11 protein-coding genes are annotated in these 12,261 nt (G+C 60.2%); 7 read left to right on the top strand and 4 right to left on the bottom strand.

Annotated features, from left to right (window positions below):
* Positions 1 to 388: 388 nt before the first annotated feature.
* Positions 389 to 1,411: a LacI family DNA-binding transcriptional regulator gene (locus tag ACSQ8V_RS10020; RefSeq protein WP_436205622.1), complete on the top strand. Its 1,023-nt coding sequence runs from the start codon at positions 389 to 391 to the stop codon at positions 1,409 to 1,411.
* A gap of 9 nt (positions 1,412 to 1,420) precedes the next feature.
* Here the strand turns inward: ACSQ8V_RS10020 and ACSQ8V_RS10015 are convergent, their stop codons facing one another.
* Positions 1,421 to 2,167 (bottom strand): FadR/GntR family transcriptional regulator, encoded by a 747-nt coding sequence (locus ACSQ8V_RS10015; protein ID WP_213768405.1) that lies wholly within the window; start codon positions 2,165 to 2,167, stop codon positions 1,421 to 1,423.
* Positions 2,168 to 2,340: 173 nt separating this feature from the next.
* Between ACSQ8V_RS10015 and ACSQ8V_RS10010 the strand changes: the two genes are divergently transcribed.
* The 5 genes from ACSQ8V_RS10010 (at position 2,341) to ACSQ8V_RS09990 (ending at position 6,244) form a co-directional block, all read left to right on the top strand.
* Positions 2,341 to 3,162, top strand: coding sequence for an NAD-dependent epimerase/dehydratase family protein (locus tag ACSQ8V_RS10010; protein WP_436205621.1), 822 nt, complete (start codon positions 2,341 to 2,343; stop codon positions 3,160 to 3,162).
* 111 nt (positions 3,163 to 3,273) lie between these two features.
* Entirely contained in the window at positions 3,274 to 4,023 is a 750-nt protein-coding gene (locus tag ACSQ8V_RS10005) for an amino acid ABC transporter permease (RefSeq protein ID WP_213768407.1), read from the top strand.
* Positions 4,020 to 4,673 (top strand): amino acid ABC transporter permease, encoded by a 654-nt coding sequence (locus tag ACSQ8V_RS10000; RefSeq protein WP_158935469.1) that lies wholly within the window; start codon positions 4,020 to 4,022, stop codon positions 4,671 to 4,673. Before ACSQ8V_RS10005 ends, ACSQ8V_RS10000 begins: the two co-directional genes overlap by 4 nt.
* Positions 4,657 to 5,385, top strand: coding sequence for an amino acid ABC transporter ATP-binding protein (locus ACSQ8V_RS09995; protein ID WP_213768409.1), 729 nt, complete (start codon positions 4,657 to 4,659; stop codon positions 5,383 to 5,385). Before ACSQ8V_RS10000 ends, ACSQ8V_RS09995 begins: the two co-directional genes overlap by 17 nt.
* Before the next feature lie 52 nt (positions 5,386 to 5,437).
* On the top strand, positions 5,438 to 6,244 hold the full coding sequence (locus ACSQ8V_RS09990) for a transporter substrate-binding domain-containing protein (protein ID WP_436205620.1): 807 nt from the start codon (positions 5,438 to 5,440) through the stop codon (positions 6,242 to 6,244).
* Positions 6,245 to 6,314: 70 nt separating this feature from the next.
* Here ACSQ8V_RS09990 and ACSQ8V_RS09985 read toward each other — a convergent pair whose 3' ends face one another.
* Positions 6,315 to 7,211, bottom strand: a complete 897-nt coding sequence (locus ACSQ8V_RS09985) for a 2-hydroxy-3-oxopropionate reductase (protein WP_436181801.1) — start codon at positions 7,209 to 7,211, stop codon at positions 6,315 to 6,317.
* A 44-nt stretch (positions 7,212 to 7,255) separates the two neighbouring features.
* Positions 7,256 to 8,041, bottom strand: coding sequence for a 2-dehydro-3-deoxyglucarate aldolase (gene garL, locus ACSQ8V_RS09980; RefSeq protein ID WP_213768412.1), 786 nt, complete (start codon positions 8,039 to 8,041; stop codon positions 7,256 to 7,258).
* 464 nt (positions 8,042 to 8,505) lie between these two features.
* On the opposite strand from garL, the gene ACSQ8V_RS09975 reads away from it, so the two are divergent.
* Positions 8,506 to 10,056 (top strand): methyl-accepting chemotaxis protein, encoded by a 1,551-nt coding sequence (locus ACSQ8V_RS09975; protein WP_436205619.1) that lies wholly within the window; start codon positions 8,506 to 8,508, stop codon positions 10,054 to 10,056.
* A gap of 186 nt (positions 10,057 to 10,242) precedes the next feature.
* Here the strand turns inward: ACSQ8V_RS09975 and bluB are convergent, their stop codons facing one another.
* Positions 10,243 to 10,917, bottom strand: coding sequence for a 5,6-dimethylbenzimidazole synthase (gene bluB / locus ACSQ8V_RS09970; RefSeq protein ID WP_436205618.1), 675 nt, complete (start codon positions 10,915 to 10,917; stop codon positions 10,243 to 10,245).
* Positions 10,918 to 12,261 lie beyond the last annotated feature (1,344 nt).

Genomic DNA, 12,261 nt, shown 5'->3' with positions numbered 1-12,261 from the left:
GGTGTTCGGAGAAGGAGGGGTTCACACATCCGTGGCTCTGGCGAGCACCGTGCTTTTGGGGCACCTATGAATAGAAACTGCACGCTGTGGACACTTAGGGTAGAGCGGTTAAAGCGTTTTCTTTGCTTCGTTTCTTTGTCGCTTTGGACAAAGAAATGACGTGCCGCCACGCACAGTGGCTAATAGTGATAAAGAGAAAATCCGACTCTCGCAGACCACTAAGCCCGAAAGCAGCAACCCGGCATAGACCCCGACCGTTAACCCCAGAACCGACCACCCCGGGCATTGACCCTCGACCACAAACCCCAAAACCGCCCCCCGGGCATTGCCCCACCCCCTAACACCAAAATCACCACCTAAAGCCCTCATCCAAGGAGTAAAAACAAAAGTGGCAACCCTGAAGGACGTCGCAACCTTGGCCGGCGTGGGCATGTCCACCGCATCTCGCGCCATCTCCGGCCGCGGACCCGTCTCCGCCGACGCACTCGCTCGCGTGCAGGCAGCAATCGCCGAGCTGAACTTCCGGCCATCATCGCTCGGTCGGGCGCTCTCGACGCAATCCCTCGGCATGATCGGCATCTTCGTGCCGTCGTTCTTCGGCCCCTACTATGGCACCATCCTCAAGCAAACCGATACAGAGTTGCGCAAGGTGCATCGCCATGTGGTAGTGGCAACGGGCTGCGGCGACGACTCGCCACGCGACCAGGCGATTGAAGCGGTGCAGTTCCTGATCGCCCGCGATTGCGATGGCATCGTGGTGACCAGCCACGACCTGCATGACGACGATCTCGTCAAGCTGCACCGCATGCACCCGAAAATGGTGTTCCTCAATCGCGACTTCGCACAGATGCCGGAGGCGTCGTTTTGCGCGGATCATCATAAGGGCGGGGTGCTGGCGGCGCAGACGCTGCTTGCGCATAAACACAAGAAAATAGCCGTGATTTCAGGGCCTTTCCAGGCTTCCGATAATCACGCGCGGATCGCAGGATTCTTCGATGAACTCGCTCGCAACGGCATTGACCGCGCTGAAGTCCAGTTGATCGAATCGGACTTTTCACCAGACGGCGGATATGACTCCGCGCGGCAACTGCTGGCGTCGAAGAAAAGGTTTACCGGGCTGTTCTGCGCCAACGACACCATGGCAATCGGCGCCTTGTCGTGTCTACAGCAAGCGGGTGTCTCGGTGCCGGACGATGTATCGGTAATCGGTTACGACGATGATTATTCGGCCGCGTTCTCCGCGCCGGGCCTGACATCGGTCCACATCCCGACCGCTGATCTCACGCAGAACGCCGTCCGATGGTTGCTCAACGCGAGTTACGGGACAGCGTACACGATCTATCGAGAGTTTCCCGTGACCGTCACGAACCGCGCGTCGGTTGCCGCACCACCGAAACGAATGCGCATGTAATGCCAGCGCTCAGACGCTTGTCTGCGCTCGCCGCAAACGTTCACGGCTGTTGATCAGATGGAGCCGCATGGCGGTACGCGCCGAGTCGGCGTCGCCCCGCTCAATGGCATCGCAGATCTGCTCATGCTCGCGATTCACGCGCGTCAGATAGTCCGCGTACTGGGCGGGCGGAATCTGCGTGGCGGTGAGGCGGGCGCGCGGGATCATGTGAATGCCGAGATGCGTCATGATCTCCACAAAATAGCGGTTGCCGGTGGCATGCGCGATCTCGAGATGAAAGCGGATATCGGGCGATATGGTCTCGGTCGCTTCGCCCAGGTTGCGCTCGAAGTCGCTCAGCGCGCGCCGCATGGCGGCGATCCGCGTTTTGTCGCATCGCGCCGCGGCCAGTCCCGCGCTCTCCGTCTCCAGGCTGATGCGCAGCTCGAGTACGGCGAGGGCGTCGATGGAACCAGCCACGTCGGCGGGATCAAGTTGAAAAAAGCCTCTGCCCGGCGCCTCGCAGACGAAGGTCCCAATGCCATGCCGTGTCTCCACGAGTCCCGCTGCCTGTAGCTTCGACAACGCCTCGCGCACGACCGTGCGGCTCACGTTGAAGCGCTGCACCATTTCCGCTTCGGTTGCGAGCCGGGCGCCCACCTTGAGCTCTGCGGTTTCGATCTGCTGGCGCAGCGCATCGACGAGTTCGGTCGTCAGGCTACGCCGTACCTGCGGGTGGGCCGGGGTTTCGAAGACAGCGCGAGTCGGTCTCTGCACGGCTACCTCGGTTGGGATAATGTTTCACCAAAGTTGACAAACGGATTTGCGAATGATTATATGCACGCTATAGTCATATGACAACGTACAATAAAAACTGGATCAAGCGGCCGATCCAACCGAAAGGAGCGTGCAAGCTCCCGGTATCCGCGCTTAATTGGAGACAGGCTTACATGGCCAATCAAGAACACACAGTCCCGTTTAAACGCCTGTTGCTGACCGGTGCCGCCGGCGGCGTAGGCCAAGCCATTCGTTCACGCGTGTCCGCCTTCGCGGACAAGATCAGGGTGTCGGATCTGCCGGCCGCGTTGCGCCCGGACGCGGCGCCGCATGAAGAAGTCATTCCTTGCGATCTCTCGGACAAGCAGGCGGTCGACGCGCTGGTTGCCGGCTGCGATGCGGTCATCCATCTCGGCGGGGTATCGGTGGAACGGCCCTTCGAAGAAGTGCTGGAAGCCAATATCAAGGGGGTTTACAACCTCTACGAAGGCGCCCGCCGGCACGGTCTCAAGCGTGTCATCTTCGCCAGTTCCAATCACGTGACCGGGTTTTATCGGCAGGACGAGAAGATCGACGCGCATGCGCTGCGACGTCCCGACGGCTACTACGGCCTGTCCAAATCGTTCGGTGAAGACGTGGCGCAGTTCTATTTCGACCGCTACGGAATCGAGACGGTGAGCATCCGTATTGGCTCGGCGTTTCCGGAGCCGAAGGATCGCCGGATGATGGCAAGCTGGCTCAGCTACGACGACCTGCTCGAACTCCTGCAACGCAGTCTATTTACGCCGAATGTCGGCCATACCGTGGTCTACGGGATGTCAGACAACGCGGTCACATGGTGGGACAACCGGTTTGCATCGAAGCTGGGATTCGTGCCGCGTGATTCGTCGGAGCCCTTCCGGGCGAAGATCGACGCGCAGCCGGCGCCTGAACCCGGCAGTGCCGTCGCCGTGTTGCAGGGCGGGGCGTTCACCACGACCGGGCCGTTCGAATAGCGTTTGCACAGAGTTTGATAAGCCCGCTGGCCCGGCGACGGACCGCGCCACGCGCCCGGTGTGGCGACGAAAGACCTGCGCCGTGCACGACCTAACCTAGACATTGCTGCGATGACTTTCTCTCTCGATTTCAGCCCGCTGCTTCCGTACTGGCCCGTCTTCCTGAAAGGCGCCTGGCTGACGTTGAAGATGACGACCGTGGCGGTGTTTTTCGGTGTGATCCTGGGTACGCTGGTCGCATTTGCGAAGCGCGGCAAGAACCGGCTTTTATCGCGGCTCTGCTCGATCTATATCGAGGCTGTGCGCAACACGCCTTTTCTCGTGCAGATATTCCTGCTGTACTTCGGGCTTGCCAGCTTCGGCGTGCGCATGCCGACGTTCGCCGCCGCCGCGCTCGCGATGGTGATCAACATCGGCGCTTACGCGGCCGAGATCATTCGTGCAGGTCTTGAATCGGTGCCGCGCGGGCAGATCGAGGCGGCCGAGTGCCTGGGGTTGTCGCGCTGGCGGATCGGCTGGCATGTGATGCTTCAGCCATCCATTGAAAAGGTTTATCCCGCGCTGACCAGCCAGTTCCTGCTGATGATGCAGGCCTCGGCCATCGCGTCGCAGATCTCGGCGGAAGAGCTCACGGCAACGGCGAACACCGTGCAATCCGACACCTTCCGCTCGCTCGAAACGTACATTGTCGTGGCGCTGCTGTATCTCGCGTTGTCGCTGCTGATCAAGCTGATTGCGTGGGCCGTGGGCGAGGTCGCGTTCAAGCGGCGGCGGGTCATGCGCCAGGCCGCGGAGCGGGCCGGCAAGCCGGTGCCGGACCAGGGGCGCATTGATACCGTGATTCCCGGAGGTGCGGCATGACCGGCGGTTTCACTACGGCACATCTGTTTTACCTCGTGCACTCGATTTGGTGGACGCTCGTGCTCTCGGCGCTCGCCTTCGTGCTGGGCAGCATCGGCGGCTTCGGCGTGATGCTCGCGCGCATCTCGCCGCGCCGCTGGCTCAGCCGTCCGGCGATGGTCTATATAGAAGCCATTCAGGGCATTCCGCTGCTGATCCTGCTGTTCATCGTCTACTTCGGTTTGTCCGTGTATGGCTTCCAGGTGCCGGCGCTGGTCGCGGCCGGCCTCGCGCTGATGGTCTACACGAGCGCGTATCTCGGCGACATCTGGCGCGGGTGTATAGACGCCATGCCGAAACCCCAATGGGAAGCCGCTGAATGCCTGTCATTGACGCGCTGGCAGACCTTGCGCCTCGTGATCATTCCGCAGGCGCTGCGTCTCGCGCTGCCGCCAACGGTGGGTTTCCTGGTGCAGGTCATCAAGATGACATCGCTCGCTTCGGTGATCGGTTTCGTCGAATTGACCCGCGCCGGCCAGATCATCAACAACTCGATTTTTCAACCGTTCCTCGTGTTCGGGCTGGTCGGGGTCTTCTATTTCGTGCTGTGTTATCCGCTCTCGCGCTGGAGCCAATCGATGGAGAAAAAGCTCAATGTCGGCAATCGTTAAGCTCGGGGACGTCTATAAGAGCTTCGGCTCGAATCAGGTGCTCAAGGGCGTGTCACTGGAAGTGGCCAAGGGCGAAATGATCGCCGTGATCGGCGCGAGCGGTTCGGGAAAGAGCACGGCGCTTCGGTGTATCGATCGTCTGGAAACCATCGACCGGGGCACGATCGAGGTATGCGGCATTCGTGTCGATGACCCGAAGGTGGACCTGCATCAGTTGCGCCGTGAAGTCGGCATCGTGTTTCAAAGCTATAACCTGTTTGCGCACCTCACCGTGGAAGAAAACATCATGCTGGCGCTGCGCCACGTGAAAAAACTCGGACGCGATGAAGCGCGCCGCGTGGCAATGAAGGTCCTCGATCAGGTCGGCCTCGCGCAAAAAGCCGATGCGTACCCGGAGCAGCTTTCGGGCGGACAGCAGCAGCGCGTGGCGATAGCACGGTCGCTCGCGATGTCACCGAAGGTCATGCTGTTCGACGAAGTGACGTCCGCGCTCGATCCGCAACTGACCGGCGAAGTGCTGCGCGTGATGGAGGATCTGGCGAAGGACGGCATGACGATGCTGCTGGTCACGCACGAGATGGCGTTCGCCAAGCGCATGGCGGACCGAATCATTTACATGCATCAGGGGAAGGTGTGGGAGGTCGGCAGCGGCGACATGCTCGACGCGCCGCAGACGCCCGAGTTACGCACGTTCCTGAATAACGGCCTGTAGCTTTTAACCTATAGGCCAGGCCCGCAAAATATCTTTTGAACCGATCATAAAAATGGAGACTGCTTTGAAGACCAACCGTTTCATCATGCGCGCCTGCGTGGCCGCTTTGTTGCTCGCGGGCGTAGCGCACAGCGCGATGGCCGACCAGCTCGACGACATCAAGAAGGCAGGCAAGATCCGCGTGGCGATTGCGATGGGCACGCCGCTGTTCAGCTACGCCGATGCCAACCTTCAGCCTGCGGGCTCCGATGTGGACACGGCCGTGGCGTTGGCGAAAGACCTTGGCGTAAAACTCGAACTCGTGCAGATCACGAATGCCGCGCGCGTGCCAACCTTGCAGGCCAAGCGCGCGGATCTCGTGATAGCCGATCTCTCGATCACGCCTGAACGCGCGAAGGTGGTCGACTTCTCGATTCCCTATGCGGTCATCACGATCATCGTAGGCGGGACGAAAAATGAGAACGTCAAGAATTACGATGACCTGAACGGCAAGACAATCGGCCTCACGCGCGCTACCGTCAACGACACCATTACGACGCAAATGGCAAAGGGCGCACAGATTCAGCGTTATGAAGACGACGCGACGCTGATCACATCGATGGTGACGGGGCAGGTCGACCTCTTCTCCAGCACGCCGTCGAACCTGGCCGAGATAATCAAGCGCGCGCCTAACCGCAATGTGGAATTGAAGTTCGCACAGAAGGATTTCGATTTGGGCATTGCGATGAACAAGGACGAGCCGAAGCTCAAGGAGTGGGTCAATAACTGGGTGAGCACGAACCAGAAGAATGGCACGCTCAACACGATCTACAAGAAGTATCACGGCCGCGATTTGCCCGCGAGCGTGACCAAGGGCTAAGCCTGTATGACGTGAAAAAGGGCATCGCGATGTTGATCGCGATGCCCTTTCTTATTTGCCCGGCAGCGGATCAGGCCACTGGCGCCTGACCGATCTCGTGGTTGGCCAGATACTCCAGCGCGCGAACCATCCCGGAGTGATCCCATGCCTTGCCGCCATGCGCCGCGCAGGCGTTGAACAGCGCCTGGCACGTCGCGGTGTTGGGCAGCGACACACCAAGCGATTGCGCCGTCGAGAGCGCGAGGTTCAAATCCTTCTGATGCAATTCAATGCGAAAGCCCGGATTGAACGTGCGTTTGGTCATGCGTTCGCCGTGCACTTCCAGAATCCGCGACGACGCGAAACCGCCCATCAACGCGGTACGCACTTTCTCCGCATCGACACCGGCTTTGGACGCCAGCAACAACGCTTCGCCGACCGCTTCGATTGTTGCCGCGACGATCACCTGGTTCGCCAGCTTGCAGACCTGTCCCGCGCCGACTTCGCCGATCAGCGAGATGTTTTTCCCCATCATGTCGAAGAGCGGTTTCACGCTGTCGAAGGTGGTTTGCGAGCCGCCGACCATGATCGTGAGCGATGCGGCTTTCGCGCCGACTTCGCCACCCGAGACGGGCGCGTCCAGATAGTCCGCGCCGCGTTCGCGCACTTTCGCTGCGAACTCGCGGGTCGCGATGGGCGAGATCGAGCTCATATCCACTACGACCTGACCTGCGCGCAGCGCGGCGACCACGCCGTTCTCGCCGAACAGGACACGCTCCACGTCCGGCGTATCCGGCACCATGACGAAGATCACGTCTGATTGCGCCGCGACCGCGGCCGGGCTGTCGCACGCAATCGCGCCGGCCTGGGTCAGCGTGTCCGGTACGCCGCTGCGAGTAAACGCCGCCAGTGCCACGCCATTCTTGATGAGGTTCTCGGCCATGGGTTTGCCCATGATGCCAAGACCGATGAAGCCTGCTTTTTGCATGTCTATCTCCACAAGTTGTCGGGGTGCTTCCTGCTTCCGTTCCGCTACTTCTGCATGAAATGTTTTTGCACAGCTTGCGCCGCATTCCTGAGAAGGCCCATGTCGGCGCAAACGGCGATCACCTGGCAGCCCATCGACAGATACCGTTCCGCGTCGGCCTGCACGGGAGCCAGTGTGCCGCTCGCTTTGCCTGCAGCGCGGGCACGCTCGAAGACGTGTGCGATGGCCTGCTGCACGTCCGGGTGATTCGGATTGCCAAGTTGCCCATACGATGCCGCCAGATCCGACGGGCCGAGGAACACGGCGTCAACGCCTTCGACGGCAAGAATCTCATCGATTGCATCAACCGCCGTCCGGCTTTCGATCTGCACCACGACGCAGATGTTGTCGTTCGCGGTGCTTAAGTAGTCACTTACGGTTCCGTAGCGATTACCGCGATGACCTACCGACACCCCGCGAATCCCCTGCGGCGGATAACGCGTCGCGGCGACGGCACGAGCGGCGTCGGCGGCGCTGTCGACGAAGGGGATCAGGAAGTTGAAGAAGCCGCTATCAAGCAGCCGCTTGATTACCACGCTGTCATTGGCTGGCGGCCTCACCACAGGGGCGCTACGGCTGTCCTTGAGCGCCATGAGCTGGGGGATCAGGGTAAGGACGTCGTTGGGCGCGTGCTCGGCGTCGAGCAGGATCCAGTCGAAGCCCAGCAAGCCGAGCAGTTCGGTCGTGATCGGGCTGCCGAGCGAGGCCCAGCATCCGATCTGGGTTTCGTTCTTCAGGACCGACTGGCGAAACGTGTTGGGCAAGGGCTGGTAAGGCGAAGACGGTGTCATGGCTAGGCTTCCTCTGGCTTGACGCCTTGAGTTGGACGCCGAAGTATCCCGGCAATCTCATACGTTATCAGACGTCATATTACATCGCGGCTTTTCGGAACCGCAAGTGCATTGGCGGGTTGAAAAGGCTGGCAAGGCGTATTCCCCTACCGCATTCCCCGACGATAAGCGCCTTTCTTCTATAGACCCATGCACGAGTGGGGGTTGCGCCCCCGTGCCGGAATGACAAGTCTTGCGGCTTACGAGGCTCCAAGGTATGGCCACGCATATAACCGGTATTTGTCGAATTGCCGTCCGGCACTGCTTGACTCCCGCCAGAGCCTTATAAAACAAGGCTTTGCGCCATCCCGCCGCAATCTGTTCCATCTGCTTGCGCGTCTAAACTTATCCGTCCATACGCCGTAAGGAGGAGGTCGGCACGGGCCGATGTCCTCGCGCGAAGCGGCGCATCGTATGGAGATTCGATGAAAACAGCGGTAAGCATCAAGGCATGGCTCAGTATCCTGGTGGGCGCATTCGCCATCATGTTGGCCGCGATCGGCGGCTACAGCATCTACGCGGCACGAACGGCGGACGCATCCATGCGCGCGCTCTACATGCAGGACACCGGCGGTCTGGACTTGCTCGCCAAGGACACGATCCGCTTGCTGATCGCGCGCACGGCGTTGCAGGACTATGACCCACGCGCAGGCAGCACCGAGTCGGCCGCGCTGCTGCGTGACGCCCAGGGTGCCATCGACGGTGCGAACGCCGCTTGGAAAGCGTTTGCGGTACTTGCAAGCGGCCGTGAAGAGCAAACGCTCATGCAGAGCGCGAACACCGCACGCGAGCAACTCGTCCAGCAGACATTGTTGCCGGCGGTGGAGGCGCTGGAATCCAAGCGCGCGAGCGATATCCGCGAGTTCAACGAGAACCAGATCAAGGACGCATTCAACGCCTACGATGCCGCGCTGCAGCCGCTCGTCGCCATGGAATTCGAGCACGGCAAGGCACGTTTTGAAGCCTCGCAGCGACGCACCAACACCGTCACCTGGATCGCCTCGACGTTGCTCGCGGCCGGGCTCGTGCTCGCGTTCTTCTCGCGTGTGGCATTGCAGCGGATTGTGATCGTGCCGTTGCGGGCAGCCGTGGATGCATGCACGGAGATTGCCGGAGGCAACCTGGCAACCCGGCTTACTGCGCGTCGGCACGATGAAATCGGCCGCTTGATAGAGGGGTTATCGACGATGCAACAAGGCTTGAGCACGATAGTCGGCGGCGTACGCGACGGCACGGAACAAATGGCCGTGGGGACACGCGAGATAGCGTCGGGGAACATCGACCTGTCGCAGCGGACCGAAGAACAAGCCGCTTCGCTGCAGGAAACTTCAGCGAGTATCGGCCAACTGACAAGCACGGTGCGCCAGAACGCCGATAGCGCTCGACAAGCAAGCGACCTTGCGCAAACCGCATCGACAACGGCAGGTCACGGCGGTCAGGTCGTAGCCGACGTGGTGTCGACCATGGACGGGATTAATAGTAGTTCGAAGCAAATTTCGGAGATCATCGGGGTGATTGAAGGGATTGCGTTCCAGACCAATATCCTTGCGCTGAACGCAGCGGTCGAAGCGGCACGCGCGGGCGAACAAGGGCGCGGATTCGCCGTGGTGGCAAGTGAAGTACGCGCGTTGGCGCAACGTTCGGCGGGGGCCGCAAAGGAGATTCGCGAACTGATCACCACGTCGGTGGAGCGCGTTGGAAACGGCTCGGTGCTGGTCAGAAACGCGGGCAGCGCGATGAGCGACATCATTGTCGCGGTGGGCAGGGTCACGGACATCATGCGGGAGATCACGGTGGCGTCCGAGGAGCAGACCACCGGCATTGAGCAGGTCAACGTGGCCATCGCGCAGATGGACCAGGTAACGCAGCAAAACGCGGCGCTGGTCGAGCAGGCCGCCGCAGCGGCGGCGTCGCTGGAAACGCAAGCGGCGCAGATGAACGCGGCCGTCGCGCTTTTCAAACTGGCAGCGGTTTAGCGGGACGCGAAACCGCATCACGTGTGTCGCTTATATATTCGGCTTATACATTCGGCTTATACATTCGGCTTATGCACCCGGCTCACGCATTCGACTCACGCATCCGACTCAGGCATCCGGCTCAGGCATCCGGCTCAGGCATCCGGCTCAGGCATCCGGCTCAGGCATCCGGCTCAGGCATCCGGCTCATGCGTCCGAATTAGGAAGCGTTTCGGGCCAACGGTTCTCTTCGACGCAATTCGATGTAGGTACGCGCTTGGCCCAGCCTTCTGCCTGCAGCATCGGTTCGTCGTAGAAATGCTCGACATGCCCGATGCACAGAATGGCGACCGGCTTCGCGTCCGTGGGCATATGCAGCAGCCGCTGAACTGCGCCGATATCGAACAGTGACACCCAGCCCATTCCGAGCCCTTCGGCGCGCGCGGCCAGCCAGATATTCTGGATAGCGCACGCGACCGATGCCAGGTCCATTTCCGGCAGCGTCCGGCGGCCGAAAATGTGACGCTCGCGATTCTCCATCAAGCCGACGACTACGACTTCGCCGCAGTCGAGGATGCCCTGGACCTTGAGTCGCATGAATTCGTCGCTACGCTCGTTGAGCGCTTCGGCGGTGGCGCGCCGCTCGGTTTCCACGATGTCGTGCAGTGCGACGCGCAGGTTCTGGTCCGTGATCCTGACGAAGCGCCAGGGCTGCATGAAACCGACGCTCGGCGCGTGGTGGGCGGCGTCGATCAGCCGCGCCATTTGATCGGTGGCGACGGGGGCCTTGGTGAAATGGCGCATGTCGCGGCGTTCGTGGATCGCGCGGTAGACTGCGGCAATTTCCGGTTCCGAAAAACGCTTGAAGGTCGAATCAGTCATACATTCATGCTTTAAAAAGTGTCTTAGGGGTTGTAGCAGGATTGGTTTTCGTTCGCACCGGTGGACGGGTTTTGGGTTTTGGGTTTTGGGGTTAGTGGGTCCGGGTCAGTGCTGGGGTGGTCGGTTCTGGGGTTAGCGGTCGGGGTTGATGCCGGGTTGGTGCTTTCAGTGTTAGTGGTCGGGGTCAATGCCGGGTTGGTGCTTTCGGCCGTGGTGGTCTGCGAGAGTCGGATATTCTCTTTATCACTATTAGCCACTGTGCGTGGCGGCACGTCATTTCTTTGTCCAAAGCGACAAAGAAACGAAGCAAAGAAAGCGCTTTCAACCACGCTACCCTAAGTGTCCACAGCGTGCAGTTTTGATTCATAGGTGCCCCAAAAGCACGGTGCTCGCCAGAGCGGAGGATGTGTGAACCCCTCCTTCTCCGAACACGGATACCCACACGCTTCGCCACCAGTGATCGAACCTGCCCAAGGGGCACCCCGCGCTATCCGCGGACGACCTACCTCCAAATTTGTACGCACCTCGAACCACACCGCCAACCTTCCAAGTAATAAAGCCCCAAAATATGTACGGCCGTAACCGACGAAAATAACCGTGTAAGCACGCAATCACCTCACCAAAAACTGAAGGACTAAACACGCATCGAGCTGCTAGGCATCAAGCTCTGGTCCACGAAGACAAATGCGTAGACCAAGCCGCTAACCTACCAAGAACGAAGCATGCAGAACGCGTGAGGCCGTGCTGGTCCCTTGGCAATTCGTGCTTGCCCGAGAACGTACGGGGCGAAGCGTGTTCATGTCAGGATTCGCGAGAAGGAGGGGTTCACACATCCTCCGCTCTGGCGAGCACCGTGCTTTTGGGGCACCTATGAATAGAAACTGCACGCTGTGGACACTTAGGGTAGAGCGGTTAAAGCGCTTTCTTTGCTTCGTTTCTTTGTCGCTTTGGACAAAGAAATGACGTGCCGCCACGCACAGTGGCTAATAGTGATAAAGAGAAAATCCGACTCTCGCAGACCACTAACGCCGAAAGCACCACCCCGGCATAGACCCCCGACCACTAACCCCAAAACCGACCACCCCAGCACTGACCCGGACCCGCTAACCCCAAAACCCAAAACCCAAAACCCAAAACCCAAAACCCAAAACCCGTCCACCGGTGCGAACGAACGCCCCCTAATAATGTCGCTATACACCACATCCGCGTCGCCTCCCGGCAAATCTTCACATCACCCGCTGCCGTTATCTGATCAATCGACGCTTGATTCCAGTGGTTCCCTTCACGGTTCGCCCCAGATATCCGGAGGATACAGACCTGTTGCGCCGCGTACTACAGCGACGC

Origin of the sequence: Caballeronia sp. LjRoot31 (genome assembly GCF_964253885.1) — a bacterium.
In the GTDB taxonomy this organism is placed as follows: domain Bacteria; phylum Pseudomonadota; class Gammaproteobacteria; order Burkholderiales; family Burkholderiaceae; genus Caballeronia.
The sequence above is the reverse complement of the archived record's forward strand: the minus strand, read 5'-3'. Positions and strand labels throughout refer to the sequence as shown.

Coding starts and splice junctions, on each gene's coding strand:
- ACSQ8V_RS10010 (WP_436205621.1), top strand. CDS start 2,341: ATGGCCAATCAAGAACACACAGTCCCGTTTAAACGCCTGTTGCTGACC.
- ACSQ8V_RS10005 (WP_213768407.1), top strand. CDS start 3,274: ATGACTTTCTCTCTCGATTTCAGCCCGCTGCTTCCGTACTGGCCCGTC.
- ACSQ8V_RS10000 (WP_158935469.1), top strand. CDS start 4,020: ATGACCGGCGGTTTCACTACGGCACATCTGTTTTACCTCGTGCACTCG.
- ACSQ8V_RS09995 (WP_213768409.1), top strand. CDS start 4,657: ATGTCGGCAATCGTTAAGCTCGGGGACGTCTATAAGAGCTTCGGCTCG.
- ACSQ8V_RS09990 (WP_436205620.1), top strand. CDS start 5,438: ATGGAGACTGCTTTGAAGACCAACCGTTTCATCATGCGCGCCTGCGTG.
- ACSQ8V_RS09985 (WP_436181801.1), bottom strand. CDS start 7,211: ATGCAAAAAGCAGGCTTCATCGGTCTTGGCATCATGGGCAAACCCATG.
- garL (WP_213768412.1), bottom strand. CDS start 8,041: ATGACACCGTCTTCGCCTTACCAGCCCTTGCCCAACACGTTTCGCCAG.
- ACSQ8V_RS09975 (WP_436205619.1), top strand. CDS start 8,506: ATGAAAACAGCGGTAAGCATCAAGGCATGGCTCAGTATCCTGGTGGGC.
- bluB (WP_436205618.1), bottom strand. CDS start 10,917: ATGACTGATTCGACCTTCAAGCGTTTTTCGGAACCGGAAATTGCCGCA.